17 protein-coding genes are annotated in these 19,768 nt (G+C 51.6%); 13 read left to right on the top strand and 4 right to left on the bottom strand.

What is annotated here, in order from left to right:
* The first annotated feature begins 123 nt into the window (after positions 1–123).
* The 6 genes from kaiC to AC286M_RS11115 all read left to right on the top strand — a co-directional run bounded on the left by kaiC (position 124) and on the right by AC286M_RS11115 (position 7,830).
* On the top strand, positions 124–1,671 hold the full coding sequence (gene kaiC / locus AC286M_RS11140) for a circadian clock protein KaiC (RefSeq protein WP_488204455.1): 1,548 nt from the start codon (positions 124–126) through the stop codon (positions 1,669–1,671).
* Positions 1,672–2,587: 916 nt separating this feature from the next.
* A complete protein-coding gene (locus tag AC286M_RS11135; protein ID WP_488204454.1) occupies positions 2,588–2,806 on the top strand; it encodes a hypothetical protein in 219 nt (72 codons plus the stop codon).
* Between the two features lie 279 nt (positions 2,807–3,085).
* Positions 3,086–4,099 carry an amino acid ABC transporter substrate-binding protein gene (locus AC286M_RS11130; RefSeq protein WP_488204453.1) on the top strand — a complete coding sequence of 338 codons (1,014 nt, stop codon included), beginning with the start codon at positions 3,086–3,088 and terminating at the stop codon, positions 4,097–4,099.
* A 62-nt stretch (positions 4,100–4,161) separates the two neighbouring features.
* The gene (locus tag AC286M_RS11125) at positions 4,162–5,331 is read left to right on the top strand and encodes an amino acid ABC transporter permease (RefSeq protein WP_488204452.1); all 1,170 of its coding nucleotides are present in this window, start codon (positions 4,162–4,164) and stop codon (positions 5,329–5,331) included.
* Between the two features lie 146 nt (positions 5,332–5,477).
* A complete protein-coding gene (locus AC286M_RS11120) occupies positions 5,478–6,707 on the top strand; it encodes an amino acid ABC transporter permease (RefSeq protein WP_488204451.1) in 1,230 nt (409 codons plus the stop codon).
* Between the two features lie 346 nt (positions 6,708–7,053).
* Positions 7,054–7,830 carry an amino acid ABC transporter ATP-binding protein gene (locus AC286M_RS11115; RefSeq protein ID WP_488204450.1) on the top strand — a complete coding sequence of 259 codons (777 nt, stop codon included), beginning with the start codon at positions 7,054–7,056 and terminating at the stop codon, positions 7,828–7,830.
* A gap of 14 nt (positions 7,831–7,844) precedes the next feature.
* On the opposite strand, the gene AC286M_RS11110 is transcribed toward AC286M_RS11115, so the two are convergent.
* On the bottom strand, positions 7,845–8,651 hold the full coding sequence (locus AC286M_RS11110; RefSeq protein ID WP_488204449.1) for a sulfotransferase domain-containing protein: 807 nt from the start codon (positions 8,649–8,651) through the stop codon (positions 7,845–7,847).
* Between the two features lie 242 nt (positions 8,652–8,893).
* On the opposite strand from AC286M_RS11110, the gene AC286M_RS11105 reads away from it, so the two are divergent.
* The 3 genes from AC286M_RS11105 to AC286M_RS11095 all read left to right on the top strand — a co-directional run bounded on the left by AC286M_RS11105 (position 8,894) and on the right by AC286M_RS11095 (position 12,426).
* The gene (locus tag AC286M_RS11105) at positions 8,894–9,526 is read left to right on the top strand and encodes a DUF1361 domain-containing protein (protein ID WP_488204448.1); all 633 of its coding nucleotides are present in this window, start codon (positions 8,894–8,896) and stop codon (positions 9,524–9,526) included.
* A 228-nt stretch (positions 9,527–9,754) separates the two neighbouring features.
* The gene (locus tag AC286M_RS11100) at positions 9,755–11,119 is read left to right on the top strand and encodes an efflux RND transporter periplasmic adaptor subunit (RefSeq protein WP_488204447.1); all 1,365 of its coding nucleotides are present in this window, start codon (positions 9,755–9,757) and stop codon (positions 11,117–11,119) included.
* A gap of 86 nt (positions 11,120–11,205) precedes the next feature.
* Positions 11,206–12,426, top strand: a complete 1,221-nt coding sequence (locus AC286M_RS11095; RefSeq protein WP_488204446.1) for an ABC transporter permease — start codon at positions 11,206–11,208, stop codon at positions 12,424–12,426.
* Positions 12,427–12,562: 136 nt separating this feature from the next.
* Here AC286M_RS11095 and AC286M_RS11090 read toward each other — a convergent pair whose 3' ends face one another.
* Positions 12,563–12,889, bottom strand: coding sequence for a hypothetical protein (locus AC286M_RS11090; RefSeq protein ID WP_488204445.1), 327 nt, complete (start codon positions 12,887–12,889; stop codon positions 12,563–12,565).
* A 6-nt stretch (positions 12,890–12,895) separates the two neighbouring features.
* Between AC286M_RS11090 and AC286M_RS11085 the strand changes: the two genes are divergently transcribed.
* The 3 genes from AC286M_RS11085 to AC286M_RS11075 all read left to right on the top strand — a co-directional run bounded on the left by AC286M_RS11085 (position 12,896) and on the right by AC286M_RS11075 (position 16,368).
* Positions 12,896–13,621 (top strand): ABC transporter ATP-binding protein, encoded by a 726-nt coding sequence (locus AC286M_RS11085; RefSeq protein ID WP_488204444.1) that lies wholly within the window; start codon positions 12,896–12,898, stop codon positions 13,619–13,621.
* 188 nt (positions 13,622–13,809) lie between these two features.
* Positions 13,810–15,462 (top strand): CHAT domain-containing protein, encoded by a 1,653-nt coding sequence (locus AC286M_RS11080; protein ID WP_488204443.1) that lies wholly within the window; start codon positions 13,810–13,812, stop codon positions 15,460–15,462.
* A 312-nt stretch (positions 15,463–15,774) separates the two neighbouring features.
* Positions 15,775–16,368 carry a hypothetical protein gene (locus AC286M_RS11075; protein WP_488204442.1) on the top strand — a complete coding sequence of 198 codons (594 nt, stop codon included), beginning with the start codon at positions 15,775–15,777 and terminating at the stop codon, positions 16,366–16,368.
* A 129-nt stretch (positions 16,369–16,497) separates the two neighbouring features.
* Here the strand turns inward: AC286M_RS11075 and cypC are convergent, their stop codons facing one another.
* Positions 16,498–17,742 carry a CYP152 family fatty-acid peroxygenase CypC gene (gene cypC, locus AC286M_RS11070; RefSeq protein WP_488204441.1) on the bottom strand — a complete coding sequence of 415 codons (1,245 nt, stop codon included), beginning with the start codon at positions 17,740–17,742 and terminating at the stop codon, positions 16,498–16,500.
* A gap of 282 nt (positions 17,743–18,024) precedes the next feature.
* Positions 18,025–18,678 (bottom strand): hypothetical protein, encoded by a 654-nt coding sequence (locus AC286M_RS11065; protein WP_488204440.1) that lies wholly within the window; start codon positions 18,676–18,678, stop codon positions 18,025–18,027.
* A 317-nt stretch (positions 18,679–18,995) separates the two neighbouring features.
* Between AC286M_RS11065 and AC286M_RS11060 the strand changes: the two genes are divergently transcribed.
* Positions 18,996–19,748, top strand: a complete 753-nt coding sequence (locus AC286M_RS11060) for a glucose 1-dehydrogenase (RefSeq protein WP_488204439.1) — start codon at positions 18,996–18,998, stop codon at positions 19,746–19,748.
* Positions 19,749–19,768 lie beyond the last annotated feature (20 nt).

The raw sequence follows: 19,768 nt of genomic DNA, 5'->3' as shown, positions 1-19,768 counted from the left end.
CTTGTACAAAAGGTTTTCAAATGGTTGGTCGATGTCCACAAGCATGTCCATAAACAGGATCATTAGAGCCTCTGATTGCTCGTTCGCTCTAGATTTGATTGATTGTATTGAGTCCATCCAGCCATGAGTCAGCCTAATTCGAATGGTAGCCAGCTAGAAGCAAAAGGAGTGCAGAAGATCCGCACGATGATCGAGGGGTTCGATGACATTAGTCATGGTGGACTCCCAACGGGTCGTACAACCCTAGTTAGCGGCACCTCGGGCACGGGCAAAACACTGATTGCCGTTCAGTTTCTCTACAATGGCATTTCCCAATTCGATGAACCCGGCATATTTGTCACTTTTGAGGAGTCTCCAGCCGATATTATCAAGAACGCCTACAGTTTTGGCTGGGATCTGCAAAAACTGATCGATGACGGCAAGCTGTTTATTCTGGATGCATCACCCGATCCAGAAGGACAGGATGTGGTCGGCAGTTTTGACCTGTCGGCGCTGATTGAGCGGATTCACTACGCCATTCGGAAGTACAAGGCGCGGCGAGTGTCTATCGATTCAGTCACAGCAGTCTTTCAGCAGTACGATGCGGCATCCGTCGTTCGGCGCGAGATTTTTCGCCTAGTTGCCCGCATGAAGCAGGTGGGTGCCACCACAATCATGACCACAGAGCGGGTCGAGGAATACGGCCCAATTGCCCGCTTTGGGGTTGAAGAATTTGTCTCCGACAACGTCGTGATCTTGCGCAACGTCCTTGAAGGAGAGCGGCGGCGACGGACGGCTGAGATTCTCAAGCTGCGGGGCACAACCCACATGAAAGGGGAATACCCGTTCACGATTACGAATCAAGGGATCAGTATTTTTCCATTGGGTGCCATGCGGCTTACGCAGCGATCGTCCAATGTGCGCGTCTCTTCTGGCGTCAAAACGCTGGATCAAATGTGTGGCGGTGGCTTCTTCAAGGACTCCATCATTCTGGCCACGGGCGCAACGGGTACGGGCAAAACCCTGCTGGTTAGTAAGTTCATTCAAGATGCTTGCAATCGAGGTGAGCGGGCCATTCTGTTCGCCTACGAAGAGTCGCGGGCACAGCTTTCTCGCAACGCCTATTCCTGGGGGATCGAATTTGAGGAGCTGGAGCGCAAGGGCTTGCTGAAAATTCTCTGCGCCTATCCAGAGTCGGCAGGACTAGAAGATCACTTACAGATGATCAAGTCAGAGATTGATCACTTTAAGCCTAACTGCATTGCCATTGATTCCTTATCAGCGCTGGCACGAGGGGTCAGCAACAACGCCTTTCGGCAGTTCATCATCGGCGTGACGGGCTTTGCGAAGCAGGAGGAGATTACGGGCTTCTTCACCAATACCACTGACCAGTTCATGGGTGCCCACTCAATCACAGATTCCCATATCTCAACGATTACCGACACGATTTTGATGTTGCAGTACGTTGAGATCCGGGGTGAGATGTCGCGGGCGATCAATGTGTTCAAGATGCGGGGATCGTGGCACGACAAGGGCATTCGCGAGTATACGATTACCGAACAGGGGCCAGAGATCAAAGACTCGTTCCGCAACTTTGAGCGGATTATCAGCGGTTCTCCGAGTCGGGTCAGCGTTGATGAGAAGTCAGAGTTGTCCCGGATTGTCAAAGGTGTGAAGGATAACGTGGAGTAGATCGCCCGGTTACACATAGCTAAAAGAGAACAGGCACGGCTGAGCCGTGCTTGTTCTCTTTTAAAGCTGTGAGGTGTTGAGTAGGGGAGCGGGAGGAGAGTGGGAGGAGAGCAAGGGAGCTGATGGATGGATTGGTGGCTGCGATCGCAACTTGACCTGAAATCATAATCGGCATAACTAATCAAAACGGATTGTAAACCAATGATCAAAAAGTTTATTTTGCGACAAGAAAACTGGAGCAGATAACGTGCGATCGCGCATTTAGCAGCAATCCAATGACTTCACACATTAATGCAGAAATCAGCTTCAAAACCGATCAGGAATCTATATAGAACTATAGAAAACTATTTGTAGCAATAGATACAGTTTTCCGCGCTTGATCAGATACTCTTCAACAGGAATTAATTTACCTGGCAGCAAGTAATTGCCATAAATCTATCTTTCAGCAGAGGCCTTTGTAAATAGTCTGATCAATAAAACGTTGCAACGCTAATTTCTTTCGTCTCGCTATCTTCCAAACTCGTTCTTTACATTGACGGCTTTCATAGTGTCACTGAGATCAAGAAAGCGCCGAAACCATCGCGAACAGGAGATTTCAGTACCTCCTGTCATGGGAGCATCGATACAGTATCAACAGGATAAGGCTGCTACTTGTTATAAACTGCTGCTGCCTAGCAGCTTTAATATTTCTTGAAGATATCTCAATAACACTGACATTTGAAGTTTCAGAAAAGTAGAGCAATTCTTAATCAAGTTGTACGTCAATAATTTGAGGTTTTAGTAACTCTTGTTTCATACTATTTGACATTTCAGACCATTCTCTTCTTCAGTGTGTATGGTGAGAAATAGGAACTGCTCGCTCAATACTACTGACCTGCTTGCTCAATACGTAGAAGAACGCAGAAGAGGTAAAACAATGGATCCTTTAATCTTGAGAAAGCTGTGGATGCAGATTGAATCAGCTCATACTCATACACTGTTGAATTTGGATGACACAGGCTTAGTACAGTGGCTTATCCAAGAGACCCAAGTCAGCTATCCCCTAAGTGCAGACGAAAAAGGGACTTTAGCAGCTTATCTCTACTCCAAGCTCTCACTGATTCGGGACATCGCCGACCAGCGGCTGGCGGCTTAGCCCTCACTGGCACTGTTTACTCGAACTGTCTACTCGATTCACATCGGTTTTGTCTGCTCGTGAGACTACACTTCAAACCACGTGTTGCGACTAAGATAAGAGCGAATTTTCTATAAGTTGTGCTGTGGCCGTGCGATCGCAGCCTTATAGTGTTTCGTATTGTGAATAGCACTAACTCAGGTGTACTACACTAGCTGTACTACATTTGTTCTTGTCTTAAAAGCTTACTAAATACCTATGCAAAACCGGAGCTTACGTTTTTTATTCACCTTTGGCTTGATGGCTGCCCTGACCGCTTGTGGCGGTGGTGGTACAACCTCAACCGAAGGTGAAGAAGGAGGTAGTGGTAGCAGCCTCCTCAACTCGGTTCAATCTCGTGGCACTCTCGTCTGCGGCGTTAATGGACAGCTACCCGGATTTAGCTTCGTGAACGAAAGCGGTGAATATTCGGGTCTAGATGTTGACGTTTGCCGTGCGATCGCGGCAGCCCTGTTTGACGATCCCAATGCGGTTGAATATCGCAACCTGAGTGCTCAAGAACGTTTCACAGCGGTGCAAACGGGTGAAGTCGATATCCTGAGCCGCAACACCACCGACACCATTAGCCGCGATACGTCCGTTGGTTTAGAGTTTGCGCCCACAGTCTTCTATGACGGTCAGGGCATGTTGGTATCCAGAGCCTCTGGCTTCACGACTTTAGAAGATTTAGAAGGCGCTTCGATCTGCGTGCAGGCTGGCACTACCACCGAGCTGAACTTGGCCGACCAAATGCGCAAGCGCGGCGTTGAATATACGCCCGTTGTCTTTGACGATGAGGATGCCCTCTATGCGGCCTATGCCAGCGGTCGCTGCCAGGGAGCCACCTCTGACCGTTCCCAACTTACGGCTCGCCGCACCACGCTGCCCAATCCTGATGACCATGTGGTGATGGATGTCGTCCTGTCTAAGGAACCGCTGGCCCCGGCGGTGGTCAACGGTGATACCAACTGGTCTGACGCCGTCAAGTGGGTTGTCTATTCTTTGATTCAGGCTGAAGAATTTGGCATTACCTCAGAAAATATTGATACGTTCCAGAACACCGAAGATCCCAATATTCAGCGCTTCCTGGGTCTGGAAGGGAACTTGGGTGAAGACATGGGTCTGCCCAACGACTTTGCGGCGCGGGCAATTCGGGCCGTAGGCAACTATGGCGAAATTTACGAGCGCAACATTGGTGAACCGTTCGATTTAGAGCGTGGCCCCAATGAGCTATGGACCGAGGGAGGACTGATGTATTCTCCACCGTTCCGCTAAAACTTCTAACAGGGTAGACCACTCGGTCTGCCCTGTTTGCTTTTGTGCACCAACGATGACCCATGACACATGATCCGATAACGACCGAGGAAAAAATTCCCCTTTGGCGAGACGAGCGGATCGTCAAGATTGCCATTCAAGTGATTATCTTGGCCATCATTGCCGTCATTTTTGCGATTTTGGCGACCAATTTCGCCATTAACTATCAGCGGCTCAATATTCCCTTTGGCTTCGAGTTTCTAGACCGAGCCGCATCCTTTGGCATTGGCGATACGGCCATCCCCTATTCGCCCACCGATCCTTATCGCAGAGCGCTGCTGGTGGGTTTGCTCAACTCACTGCGCGTGATGATTTTGGGCATCATCTTAGCCACCGTGGTTGGCGTTATTTCCGGGATTGCGCGACTGTCCGATAACTGGCTTGTGCAGCAAATTTCGAGCATCTACGTGCAGATTTTTCGCAATACGCCGCTGCTGCTTCAGCTTTTCTTTTGGTACTTTGCCGTTTTTCTGAATCTGCCAGCGATTGAAGCCCCCATCAGCGTGCCAGGTTTCTACCTGACCCAGCGTGGGGTCGATCTACTGTGGCCGCTCTATACGCTGCGAACAGGCTTAGCGCTACTGCTGCTGGTTGCTAGTGCGATCGCACTGGTCGTCATTTGGCGACGACGGATGAAGCTGATGGAGCAAACGGGCACGTCGCCGCAGTCGTTGAACATCGCCCAGTATATTGCGCTGGCGGTTTTAGTGATCTGCCTGATCTTTGGCCTACAGTGGGAAGTTCCGGTGCTGGAAGGAACATCCCTGACCGGAGGACTCAATCTATCACCAGAATTTGCGGCTTTGCTGACTGGACTGGTACTCTACACCGCTGCCTTTATCGCAGAGGTGGTGCGAGCTGGCATTCAGTCGGTTTCAAAAGGACAGTGGGAAGCCGCACGGGCACTGGGCTTACAGTCCAATCGAGTCATGCAGCTGGTGATTTTCCCTCAGGCGCTGCGGGTGATGATCCCACCGCTGACCAGTGAGTATTTAAACCTGGCTAAGAACTCCAGTCTTGCGATCGCAATTGGCTACAACGACATCTTTTCGGTATCCAATACCACAGCCAACCAAACCGGGCGCTCGGTAGAAATGATCCTGATTGTGATGTCCACCTATCTGATCATCAACCTGATCATTGCGCTACTGATGAATGTATTTAATCAGTCAGTACAGCTCAAGGAGCGCTAGCTGAATACAGGTCTCTAAATTCAAACCAACATTGTGTAGGGGCGAGTTTTGCGATCCAGTTTTGGTTCAAAGCCACAATTTGATGGCTAAACCCGCCCCTACAATCCGCTCCGATAAATTGATTGATTTTGAACTCGTTATAGATCATGACCTTTTCTCAGCCAGAACCGGGAACAGTCGCCGCGCCACCCAAAAGTCAGGTTGCTCCGGTGAAGTGGGCGCGACGCAACCTATTTAACTCGCCATTCAACACTGTACTAACCATCGTTTCGGTGGTGGTGCTGGCTTGGCTAGCCATCGGCATTGTGCAGTGGGTGTTTGGCGTGGCGCAGTGGGAAGTGATTCAGCGCAATATTCGACTGATGCTGGCCGGACGCTATCCTGCCGATTTGACCTGGCGGCTGTGGGCTACCGTCGGCGCATTTACCGTAGCGGGTGGGCTGACCTGGGGCGTACTGAGCCGCAATATTCGCTTGTTTAACACCACCAGCTTAGCCGTGCTGGTCGTCTTGGCCGCCCTTAGCATTGGCGTAATTCTAGGCTTCAGCGTACCCGGTGGCCTGATCCTGCTGGGCATGGTAGTCCTGCTAGCCGCAACGGCCTATGGCGGATATGAGATCGCACAGCGAGTTGAAGGGATTGGCGGCTGGCTGACGCTGGTGTGGCTGGTGGCGTATATCCTTGGCTTGGTTCTGCTCCAGGGTCTGCTGCCCGGTATGAGGACAGTACGATTGCAGGATCTAAGCGGCTTTGTGCTAACCATGCTGACCGCCGTCACCAGTATCGTGCTGTGCTTTCCGTTCGGGGTCTTACTGGCGCTGGGGCGACAAAGTGATCTCGTGATCGTGCGCTGGGTCTGTATTGCGTTTATTGAGGTGATTCGGGGCCTGCCGCTGATCACGATTCTGTTTATGGCTCAGGTGATGCTACCGCTGGTACTGGCTCCCGGATCGCAACCACCGGATCGGGTGCTACGTGCGATCGCAGGTTTGACCATCTTTGCGGCAGTTTATCTGGCGGAAAACGTGCGCGGTGGTTTACAGGCCATTCCACGCGGACAGTCAGAAGCGGCTCGTGCCTTGGGTCTCAATGGCGCACTGGTCACGCTGCTGATCGTCCTGCCGCAGGCACTGAAAGCCGTAATTCCCACAATTGTGGGCCAGTTTATCAGCTTGTTCAAAGACACGTCGCTGCTAGCGATTGTCGGTCTAGTCGAACTCTTAGGCATCTCGCAGTCGATCCTGGCTAACCCGCAATTTTTGGGTCGCTACGCCGAGGTGTATACCTTCGTGGCGCTGATTTACTGGGTCTGCTGCTATGCAATGGCACTCGGCAGTCGTCAAATCGAAAAACAGTTGAATACCGGACAGCGCTAGGGAAATAGGCGGCAAATCAAAAAAGTTAGCACTCGACCTAATGGCTATAAGCTGCAACTCAACTAGAGCGGCTGAAGTTAGCTGAGACCTTGTTCGGCCAAGGGTTTGTCATCTATATAACAATGGCCTCGGCTAACCTGCTCTAAGGTGTCAGCAGAACTGGAGGCAAACGTAATATCAAGTCCGCGTAACCGGACTGCATATAACTTCACACTTGCGCTTTGGCCGACAGTCATCAGGCTAAAATGCGGTCAACATGAGTTGATATAACCAATCCAGCGATCTCGCAGCTATTTAAAACTGCATCATTTTGATTCAACGTATTCATACGGGTAGGAAAAACACCATGACACAAGTTCAAGCTCAATCTGAAACGACTGGAGGTATGGGCGAACCAATCATCGTTGCGACGGACGTGGAGAAGTGGTACGACAATAATTTTCACGTGCTGCGCGGAGTTAGCCTAACCGTCACCAAAGGCGAAGTCGTCGTCGTTATGGGGCCATCTGGTTCTGGAAAATCCACCTTCATTCGCACATTTAACGCCCTGGAAACCTACCAGAAAGGCAGCATTGTGATTGATGGAATTCATCTATCCCGTGATTTGAAGAACATCGACACGGTAAGGCGCGAAGTGGGCATGGTGTTTCAGCAATTTAATCTGTTTCCCCACCTGACCGTGCTGAAAAATGTCACTCTGGCACCCATTTGGGTGCGCCGCTGGCCGAAAAAGCGGGCCGAAGAAAAAGCCATGCAGCTCCTGGAAAGGGTTGGCATCCTGGAACAGGCGCAGAAATATCCGGGCCAGCTATCCGGTGGTCAGCAGCAGCGGGTTGCGATCGCACGGGCTCTAGCGATGGAACCGAAAATCATGCTGTTCGACGAACCGACCTCGGCGCTTGACCCCGAGATGGTGCGAGAAGTATTAGACGTAATGCGGACACTAGCCTCCTCCGGCATGACAATGGTGTGCGTCACCCACGAAGTCGGCTTTGCCCGAGAAGTGGCCGACCGGGTGGTGCTGATGGATAGCGGCGTTCTGGTTGAAGAAGCCACGCCAGAAGAGTTTTTCAACAATCCCAAAGAAGAGCGATCGCAAAAATTCCTGTCTCAGATTTTATAGCAGCCATCGCCACCTCAAGCTGTTCGAGCAGACCAGCGACGGGATAGAGCATTCCACTTGCGCCGCACCTTTTCTTTTAGGAAGACAGCGCGGCTGAGCTGTTGACGCCACTGGGGTTGGCTGAGTTCATAGCCTTGCGATCGCAACCAGTCTCCGGCCATGTATTCCAAATAGGCAATCTGGATCGGCGTCAGCACCGTCCGCCACTGCTGGGTTTCACCAGAGCGAATGTGATTGTGATGCAGCAGCGTATTGGGGTCGTGCTGACTGGCGTCGTAGTTGGGGTCAGCTTTCCAGGCTTGAATCCGCTTTTGCTGCCGCTTCAGGTCGTACTTGTCAGCAATTTCCGCCGCCGTTTCCGGTGAAATGTCGATATTGAGATGACGCGCAATCCGCTGCACTTCCTGATCGAGATCGGCCATCATCACCTCGTACTGGGAAATCAAAATTCCAGGTAGTGCTGTCCATGCCTCATAGTCCCGCAGAGCCTGCTCCACTTCACCACTGCGAAACATTAACCGCTCAAAGCTAATCTGGCGCATATTCATCAGCGACACCGCCACATCGCGAATATCCCGCGAAATGTAAAGACCCGTGGCATAGCCATCTGCGATCGCATCCGACACCCCAGCCAGCAACTGTCGCTTGTGAACCTTGACCACATGCACATGACCGTGGGTTTGCGCCTCTAGATCCTGGCAGGTCGTGTTGCGTACCTCACCAATTCCTTCGCCTCGTCCGGCCCGCTGCAACAGCTCCACCGCCAGCTGATATTGCAGCGTCGATCCCGACCGCATCATTCCACAGCTAATCACAAGCATGGTACTTTTCCTTCCGCTGAATTATCGCTGAACTATCTTCAAAATGCCCAAAACAGGTTGTGTAGTTCTCAAACGGGAACAATTTTTAGAGTCAGGTGGAGTCAGGACTGATGGTGCGACGCCACCGCACTACCAGTCCTGACTCTAAAAATTATTGAATTCTTCAATCACTAAATCTCGCAGTCAACAAGATCCATGTGCCATAACAGATCAGGAGGACTTTAACAAAAGGTTAGGACAGTATGGATTATATTCTGAAGGATTCACTCGAAATTTTTGATCGTCACAGCGGCTGGATTCTTTGGAATCTGTTCTTGGCCTACATTCCCTTTGTGCTCAGTTTTTGGCTGTTTCGCCGCAAGCGAATTGTGCGATCGCTGTTATGGTGGATTGCTTACGTCGTATTTGTCGCCTTTCTGCCCAACGCGCCCTACATGCTGACGGACATTATTCACCTGATGGACGCGATCCGCGATGGCTATTCGGTGTGGGTGCTGACAATTATCTTTGTGCCGCTACATGCCTTTGCCATGCTGGCGGGCTTTGAGGCCTATGTCGTATCGGTGATGAATCAAAGCCACTACTTAGTGAAGGAAGGAGCCAAGCAGTACGTCACCGTTTCAGAACTGTTGATTCATGCGCTGGTCGCTGTGGGGATTTATCTGGGTCGCTTCCTGCGGTTCAATAGCTGGGATTTAGTGACCAGTCCCGATACTGTCCTACTGGGCACACTGGATACTCTGACCAGCAAACGACCCATTCTGGTCATCTTTATCACGTTTGTGATCATCACGGTGGCCTACTGGATTGCTAAGCAGATTACCATTGGCCTCTGGTTGCGAGTTAAACAGGTGCGCTCCGGCTTAGATTTCTAAGTCTCAAAGCGCCATCATTCCTCATCACTCCTAACCTCTCAAATTTTCTAGCAGTGGGATGAAACCCCTACCTGCAATTCAGGATTTTCAGCGGGCGCAAATTTTATAATTAACATACCAGTCAGTTTGGAATTTGTACTGCTCAGCTCCATTTCACCGCGAAATCTCGTTACCGTATAAACGTATCGAGATCGTGCATCTTTCCCATTGCAATTTATGTCCTCCACTATGCAGCTCCCCCTTATTGGCAAAGTTAAACGCCCGCTTCCCTGGATAATCGGCCTCGTCGCCGTTGGCCTAATTGGGACGACTGCTGGCACCATTGCCATCATGCGCAATCAGGCTCAGCCGCTAGATGTGACTGAACTCACGGTGCCCGTTGAAGCGGAATCGATTACGCTGCGCATTACCGCCAGCGGCACAGTGCAGCCCGTGCAGAGTGTCAACATTAGCCCCAAAACCGCTGGTCGAGTGGCTGAACTCTACGTTGAACAGGGCGATCGCGTCAGCCAAGGCCAAGTGGTTGCCCGCATGGAAAGCGAGGATATTCAAGCCCAGTTGCGACAAGCGGAAGCATCTGTGGCCCAAGCCCAGGCCCAGTTAGACGAAGCCCGATCCGGTAGCCGTCCTCAAGAAGTAGCGCAGGCCGAAGCAGGGGTGCGTCAGGCGCAAGGGCAGGTAGAATCTGCCCAATCCCGTGTGCAATTAGCTGAATCGCGGCTGAATCGCAGTCAGTATCTGGTGAACGAAGGTGCGATCGCACAGGATGATCTGGACGCGGCTCGTAACGAAGCGGACAGCGCCCGCGCCAGTCTCGCTCAGGCCCAAGCGACGCTGCGAGATGCCCAAGAGCGGCTGGATTTAGTCCAGAGCGGCAGCCGGGAAGAAACTATTCGCCGTAATGAAGCCCAACTGGCTGAAGCCCAAGCCCGCCAGCAGGCCGTAGAAGTACAACTTGAAGATTCCTACATTCGCGCTCCCTTTGACGGCATTATCACTCAGAAATACGCCACTGAAGGGGCATTTGTAACGCCCACCACCTCTGCATCAGAGGCAAGTTCGGCTACCTCTACGGCAGTGGTTGCGATCGCGCAGGGACTGGAAATTATTGCCGAAGTGCCCGAAGAAGATATTGGCCAGATTCAGCCAGGGCAGAAAGTAGAAATTATTGCCGATGCCTTTCCTGATGCAGTGTTCACGGGTGAAGTTCACCTAGTGGCTCCGGAAGCGATTGTGCGGCAAACCGTGACGCTGTTTCAGGTGCGGGTGGACTTACTGACAGGCCAAGATCAGCTCCGCTCCGGCATGAACGTGGACGTGACGTTCTTAGGCGATCCGGTAGACGAGGCGCTGCTGGTGCCGTCGGTTGCCATCGTCACGATTGACGGCGAGAAAGGCGTACTGGTGCCGAATGAAGATGAGACAGATATTCGCTTTCAGCCGATTGTGACCGGACAAACGGTAGATGGTCAAACTCAGATTCTTGAAGGTGTGGCAGCGGGCGATCGCGTTTTAATCGATTTGCCCCCCGGCCAGGATTTGGAAAACCTTAAATTTGGTACCCGTCCGGCTGACGATGCAGCAGAGGAATAAGCTGGGCGACGGTGCATGACGCTGACGCTACAGTACTCTACCTATATCTCTCACCAACTGTTCAAGTCACTCACTCTCCCCCAACTATGGATCTCCGCGAAAGTCTCAACATGGCGGTCAAGACCCTCACCGCCAATAAGCTCCGCAGCACCCTGACCATGCTGGGCATCATCATCGGCAACGCATCCGTGATTGCGATGGTCGGCATTGGGAAAGGGGCGCAGGACTTTGTGGCACAGGAAATTGAAAGCCTCGGCCCCAATGTGCTGTTTGTCGTGCCCGGTAATCAGGAAACCCAGCGAGCCACGTTCAACGTGCCGAAAACCCTGGTGCTAGCAGATGCGATCGCAATTGAAGACCAGGTCGCTTCCATACGCGGCGTTGCGCCCGAGTATAACGACCGGGGGCTAATCACCTACCGTAACCGCAGCGCCACTGAAACCATTGTCGGCACCACCCCTGGCTTTCCGGTCGTCCGCAACACTGTCGTTGAGCGAGGCCAGTTCATCACCGAAGACGATATGCGCCGCAGTGCGCCCGTTGCCGTTCTGGGTTCCTCCCTCGCAGAACGCCTATTCCAGGAACAGGAAGCCGTCGGTCAGCGAATTCGCGTGAAAAACGTCAGCTTTGAAGTAATCGGCGTTCTAGAAGAAAAAGGCTCATCTCTGGGCGGCGTCAACTATGACGATACCGTGTTGGTGCCGCTGACCACGCTCTCGGAGCGGATTGTGGGCCGCACGTCACCCTATGGTGTTGAGCTGACCTATCTGGCCGTTTCCGTCGCCGAAGAAAGCAAGATGGGCGCTGCTGAATTCCAGATTACGAACCTGCTGCGCCTGCGCCACAACATCACCGATGAAGATGATTTTTCCGTCCGCAGCCAGAAAGACCTCCTGGAGTTTACGGGGACGATTACGGGTGCATTGACCGCTATGCTAGCTGCGATCGCAGGTATCTCGCTGCTGGTCGGCGGCATCGGCATCATGAACATTATGCTAGTTTCCGTGCGGGAACGGACTCAGGAAATTGGCCTCCGCAAAGCGATTGGGGCATCCAGCCAGGATATTTTGGTGCAGTTTCTGATCGAGGCAGTGATTCTCTCTGCCGTGGGTGGCCTGATGGGTACCTTCATCGGCGTGGGCGGCAGTTTGGCCATTGGCGTGGCGACACCGTTCAATCCCGGAGTTTCCACCAATGCGATCGCGGTTGCGGTTGTTGTCTCTGGCGGCATCGGCCTCTTCTTTGGTGTTGTCCCAGCACAGCAGGCCGCTAAACTCGACCCGATTGTGGCGCTGAGAAGTGCATAATTGGTGGTCGATATCCCGTGATTCACATCCCGATTCTGTGATTCACACCCCGTAAGGGCGGGTTTTGTTGATCCATTTCGATTGAGACCCATCACTTGACGGCTAAACCCGCCCTTACAGATCTCGAACCCATCGATTAATGGATTGATCTGCGATCGCGCTTTCGAGGCAAACCCACAGCACCTAGGTAAAGTCCCAGCCAGCCAATGGCGGCTAGAATGGCACTCAGCAGCGTCCATACGCCATCGGCAAATAGATTAACGCGATGAATATTTTGCTGAGCCTCTGCTGCAAAAATCGTCTCAAACGTTGAGGAACTCTGCACCGCATCGCTGAAGTTGACATAAGCCGCCTGCAACGCATCCCAATCCACCAGGGCATAGTAGCCAAAGATAACCATGCCGACCGTGCCTGGCACAACCGTTGCCAACAGCAACACCACCTGCAAAATATAGCGTTTCACGTTCCCATGCCTCAAACCATCATCTCCCTCGAAGATATCTCAAAGATCTACGGCTCTGGCAACACCGAAGTGCGCGCCCTCTTCCACGTCAACTTAGTGGTTTCGGCGGGCGAATACTGCTCAATCATGGGGCCGTCCGGTTCCGGTAAGTCCACGGCCATGAACGTAATCGGTTGCCTGGATCGACCCAGTGCGGGACGCTACTTCCTGGACGGCGTTGACGTGGCGCAGTTGGACGACCAGGAACTGGCGCATATTCGCAATCAAAAAATTGGCTTCGTCTTCCAGCAGTTTCACTTGCTGCCCCAGCTCACAGCCATCGAAAACGTGATGCTGCCAATGGTTTATGCCGGGGTGCCTCGCTCCGAACGGCAAGAACGCGCTGCTGAAGCCCTCACCCGAGTTGGCCTCGGCAATCGCCTCGATAACAAACCGAGCCAGCTTTCCGGTGGACAGCAGCAGCGAGTTGCGATCGCGCGTGCCATTGTCAACCGCCCCGTTCTCTTATTGGCCGATGAACCAACGGGTGCGCTGGATACCCAGACCACCCAGGAAGTGATGGATATCTTTGCCGAACTCAACCACAGCGGCATGACGGTGGTGATGGTGACCCACGAACCAGAAGTGGCACGGCTTACCCAGCGCATTGTCTGGTTCCGCGACGGGCAAGTGGTTCATGCAGATTTACATCCGGAGGATATTGGCCAAGTTGCGACTGTGTCTGAAGCGTGATTCAACTCCTGTTTGACACACAGCATAGATGTAGATAAATTTGGGAATTTGGGCAATCTGAGCAGTGTAATTCTGCGATCGCGCGTTCAACCCACAACTGAACCCGATACACTGATAGAGCATTGTCATAGAGCACTGTCATCTACCATCTCATCAGCCCAGTATTCTCATATTAGCTATTCGCCCAAATGTCTCCAACTGACTTTCCTACGTTGGAATTAGCCATTGACTGCCTCTCCCACCAAACCGATGGTGAGCCAAATCGCTACGCCATTTGGGTCACTCAAGCACCTTTTAGCGACTGCTATGCGCTGCGCGACTGCACCTTGACCGATGAACTCATGCAGGCCGTGCAGGCATGGCAAGAAATCTTCACGACCCGTGAGTTGCCCAAGGTGCCTCACATTCCATCCTCCTTTGTGCCGCAGGTGGTGATGGCAACAACGCCCAATAGCGAGGCCGCAGAAGGGCCGCAGCTCAACTACACAGGGCGGCTGATGCAAAATCTGGGCATTCATCTGTGGAAGTGGATTTTCAGCGGCGAAATTCAAAATAGTTTAGCCAAGAGCCAGGGTATTGCTTTTGGCCAGTCAATGCCCATGCGGCTGCGGCTGGATATTCGCGATCCGCATTTGACCGCTCTGCCCTGGGAGATTATGCAGGCGCAAGCGGGTGTGCAAGCCGTTTCTCTCAGCCAGAACACCCTGTTTAGCCGCTTGACCAGTGCCGTTGATCCGCTGCAAACGCGTCCGCTTGACCGAGAACTGCGGATTCTGCTCGTGCTAGGGCATGATCAAGACGTAACGGCGCAGCAGTCGGCAGTGCTCAGCCTGGATCAAGAGGCTTCCATGCTGAAGCAACTGCTGGAACATCACACCCAAATTCCCGGCGAGTCGTTCTTCACCAATGCCGTGCCCTGCCAGGTCGATACGCTGGTTGAACCCTCAGCGGCTAAGCTAACGGAATACCTGGAGCGGGGCCGATACAACATCTTTTTCTACGCTGGACATGGCATGCCCGCTGCGGATGGCGGCTTGCTGTTTCTCCAGGCTAATTCCACGCTGAACGGCACAGAACTGGCGCAGGTACTCACCCGCTGTCAGGTAAAGCTGGCAGTGTTTAACGCCTGCTGGGGAGCGATTCCCGATCGCAGTCATGAGAATCAGCAGGCTATTCCGCGCAGTAGCTTGGCCGAGGTGCTAATCCATCAGGGCGTGCCAGCGGTTGTTGGCATGCGAGATGCGATCGCAGATCAAGAAGCACTCAGCTTTATTCAGGTGTTTGCCCAATCGCTGGCCAAACGACACACCGTCGATCAGGCAATGGCGATTGCCCGTCAGCATTTGTTGACCTTATACCGCTTTAATCACCCTGCTTGGACGCTGCCCGTTCTTTACATGCATCCAGAATTTGATGGGCAGCTCGTTGTGCCAGCTACACGAGCGGACGAGCCTACCCGTATTCCGATCGATTCGCCGACCTCGATCAACCATCGCCCAAGCCGCGCCTGGGTGCGCTTGGTGGGTAATCGCAATAAAGTCTGGACGGTTTACGGTGGCCAAATGCAAATTGGGCGGCGTCCGGAAAACGATCTGGTGATTGACGATGAGCAGTGGGTGTCACGCCAGCATGCTGAAATCTTTTACCGCCATAACAACACCAATGCGCAGGGTCAGGCCACCTACTTCATCCGCGACTTTTCCAACTACGGTACCTATATCCGTAGCGCCAAAGGATGGCAGCGTATCCATCGGCAGGAAGTGATGTTGCCCTCTGGCTCTCAGCTCAAATTCGGCAGTTCCCAAGGCAAAGTCTGGGAATTCGTCGTTGAGGAAGAGTAAGGTTGGGAACAATATCCTCTTCAGGATCAACATAGACTCGTCTGAGTAGACGATTTACCAACTGGCTCGGACACGCTATGCTATGGCTCAAATTAGGCCATAAACAAAAATCGGAGTTTCTTAGCTGATTATTTACGGAACGCTGCTTAACCTAGATGTAGTTACAGACATACAACACACGGTTAAGTTCCAACCGGAACCTTCCACTAACAAATACGTATTGGGTTTCTGATCAGATCTCGCTCTTTTTATTTTTGTCACTTGGTCATTAATTAACAGTTAGATCTAGTCGGTGCATTCAGGAGAAGCAACATGACTTACAACTACACCTCTGATTCCAACAACGTCCAAACTGAAGCTGAAAAGGCGCTAATTGAACGTCTATTTACAGCCGATCGCTCTTATCCTTGGTTGCCGAATGCACCAGAAGCTGATAATTATTTTGCAGATTTGGATGCAGAGTTAGATTATCTCTGCGAAGAATTATCTGCAACAGAATTGTCTCAGCAGTGGCATGCTCTCTCAGCCAAAATTGAGGCATCATGGCTGGAAGAAGCGCTCCAAAAACAATTTGCTGAGCGGATGCCGCAGACGCTTCTGCAAACTATTGCCCAGCGGGTTCACGATCTGGTTGAATCGGCTCGTCCACTGGAAGAACAACTGGCGCATTGCGTACAGTCAATTCTGCCTCAGTGGGATCTGGATGACCTACAGATTATGGCTCGTCCGATGGCATTTGCCATGCGGAGTCAAGAGTCTGAAGCCAAAATGGAAGTGGCGCTGCGCTCCGTTCGGTTCGCGGCTTGGACAGAACTCTCTGGCGTGGAAAAGGCCCAACTCAGTCTTGCGATCGCACGTTATGCTCTGGCCCAACTCGACGCTCCTACTGCTCCCGCAGGCGCTTAACTCTCTCGTTTACAACCTTTCACCCACGCATTTCAAAACAACTTCGAATGCACCGACTAAGCCTCTCTGGTTTCTCCCAGGGGGGCTTACGTGTTTTACTGAAAACTTAGGAATTTGTGGGCAGATCAATCAAGTTGCAAGTTTTCGTTTCACATTCGTCATGACAAATCGGCTTTTCGGTAGAGCAGGTAGCCGTGATAAAGAAATATCTAAGTTTTGTTCGGGTACGTCGTAAGTGATGGAATTAACCAGAAAATCTAGGGTCATTTTCATAATTTGAATCGTGATCCACTCGCCAGCACAGCGATGATTGACGTAGTGATCACCACCACCTTGCGGGATGAAATTAAAGGCGCTGCCATTCCAGTGTCGAAAGCGTTCTGGCTGAAATTTTTCTGGATCTTCCCATATAGTGGGGTCATGATTGGTGCCGTATAAATCCAGTAAAACCTGTGTTCCTGCGGGGAAATGATAATCATGCCAGTCAAAAGCGTGGCGAGTGTAAGCCCTGGCGAATGGAAAAAATGGATAATAGCGGCGAACTTCTTGCGTAAATAGCTCTATGTAATCGTCCTCAGTTTGCAGTTTAGTGTTGCATTCTGGATGTTGATGGAGTGCCAGAGCCGCGAAGACAACGTAGCGCGAAATCGCAACAACGGGGCGCAAAACATTTAATAAATCAACGGCTGCCGCATGTTTATCGAGCAAATTGCCGTTGGTGTCACGATGCCAAGCAAACGCGTAGGCGGCGCTGTTTTCCGGCACGTCTAGTTCACGGGCGCGGATCTGCTCCAGCAGCTTTTTAATCCACTGTTCGGACTTTTCACGCCCCTGCCTAGCTCGCCAGTGGCGCAGCCCAAAACCAGCCGATCCGTCGATCATGGCCGCCACATCGGCTGATCGTTGCTCAACGTCTGCTTCAGGCAGCGGCACACCTGACCAAGCACAAATCGCACGGCAGAGAACTTTATGGGCCTCATAAAACAGCACAATGCGATCGCACGTTTCCCAGGCTTGAGCCGCAGCCTGCCACTGTTGCTGCGTCAGTTCCGTCAGTTCAGCCATGTGCTCCGGCGTCATCAGCGACATGAAGATCTGCTTGCGCTGTCGATGGGTTTCACCGTCTAAACCCTGAACACCACCCTTACCCAGCAGCGTTTTCTGAATTCGCTTTGGCGCGGCATTCTGGCGTGAAAATTTACTGGTATCGTAAAAAACTTTGGCCGCTTCTTCTCCTCGGAAGCAAATCGCTTTTTGCAACAGCAGCCGCGTTTGAAAAATCTCAGACTGATAGCGATCGCAGCGATTAGAGATGAAACAGTATCCCTCCGATGCTAATGCTAACGTGCTGTCTATGCTTCGATCGCTTGGCATATCCCGCATAAAGCCTATTTCACCTCATTAAGTGACATCGAATGGCATGATGCGATCGCAATTCTCAAGTCACAATCACACGTCATAACTCAACTGCGATGACCGAAGGGATTGTAGTCAGACAGAATATAAATTAAATCTATCTTCTAGGTGATATCAAGTTAAATAGCTGATGAACTAAATTGATGATGAACAGGCCACCCCGTTGGGGCGGCCTGTTCATCATCAATTTAAGATGGCTGTAGGCTTCAGATCGTCCTAAGCTTCAAACGAAAAAACGGCTTAGTTCACAAATACTTGTCCATCCGATTGGATGCGAATCACGCCTTGGGTGTCATCAAACGTGGGATCTTCCTCTAGTGAAAGCTCTAAGATACCCTCATCATTCCGTTCTGGAATGACTTGTAATAGACCATCATCAGTTCGGACAGCCGTGATAGTTGCTGGCAAAGAAATATTTTGCAGATAGACTTCATCTTGAGCGGCAATGATGCGACGCCCAGTTTCTCCAGTCACCTCGTAATAAATGGGAATATTAGTTGAATTCATCAACTGAATATTAACCGTACCGTTCGTTGGCTCTACGCGAGCAATTGGAGATGCAGTAGTGGTCCAGTCCTGCTCATAAGGATAGTTCTGCATGTTGGGCTGGCGAATCATCGGATTAGAGCCGGTTCCCAACATCGTATCGTCCTGAGACGGATAGGTACCGCCTTGACCTGGTTGAGCCTGAAGCATTTCGGCCCGCGCATTGGGTGGACATCCTTCTGGGCTAGCTACATATAAGCTGTAAGGCTCTTCGTAATAGATGCCCGGACAGGGGTTAATTTGAGCCGAGGCTTGAGGAGCAAAAACAGAAAATCCAGCTAATAAGCTGCCGCCCATAATACCTAGAAGCCCAGCTTGTTTGAGTTTTATTGGGTGAATGTCATTCATATCTGATCCTTAGTAATTCGACGCTCATATTGATAGATGCTTTACTAAGGCTATGAAGAATATTTTCGTATTTACACCTGCATAAGACAGAGTCCTTTCTGCGATCGCATGCTGCTATAGGTGGGTGTACGAATATTAATCAAATGAACTAAATCTAAAAATTGTAGTTCTTCCCAATTTTATTGGGCTTTGATTTTATTCATACTCTAATTTTATTCATACTTATTTCGTATGAAATACAACAATCACTATTCAGCTTTTAGTAATACTCTTACCGAATTATCTCTGCAATCATCTGTGGGTTAAGGACAAACAGTATGACTTCAATGGCTGGCAAAGTTGCAATTGTAACTGGGGCAAGTTCGGGAATTGGTCGGGCAACTGCAATCGCATTTGGCCAAGCAGGCGCAAGCGTTGTCGTCGTCGCCCGCCGCGTGAACCAGGGAGAAGAAACGGTTCAACTGGTGCAGGCAGCGGGTGGCAATGCCATATTTGTGCCAGCCGATGTTACCCAAGCAGCGGATGTGGAGAAGATGATTCAGCAGACCGTTGCCGCCTATGGTCGGCTGGACTATGCCTTTAATAATGCGGGTTCTGGCACCTCTGGCAACATCACAGAGCTATCGGAAGCCGACTGGGATTTTGAGATGAACGTGAATCTCAAGTCGGTTTGGCTGTCCATGAAGTACGAGATTCCGGTCATGCAGCAGTCAGGCGCAGGTGCGATCGTCAACACGTCTTCGCAAGGCGCACTGTTGGGAGTTGCCGGATACGGAGCCTACGGAGCCGCCAAAGCTGGCGTGATTGCCCTTTCCCGTGCCGCCGCCGCTGAGTACTCGGCTGATCGAATTCGGATTAACACGGTCAGCCCTGGCGCAGTGAAAACAGACTTGTGGGCAGGCGCACCGCCTGAAATGCTGGATCAGGTGGCTGCTGGCATCCCGCTCCAGCGAATTGGCGCACCCGAAGACATCGCCGAGGCCGTCGTTTGGCTCTGCTCCGATGGCGCAGCCTTCGTGACGGGCCACAATTTAGTCGTAGATGGTGGTTTCACAGCCGTTCAAAAATAGTCGGTAGTCCATCCAAAATC

The sequence above is a fragment of the Thainema salinarum CENA647 genome, from assembly GCF_057732415.1.
This window is presented reverse-complemented; position numbering and strand designations above follow the sequence as displayed.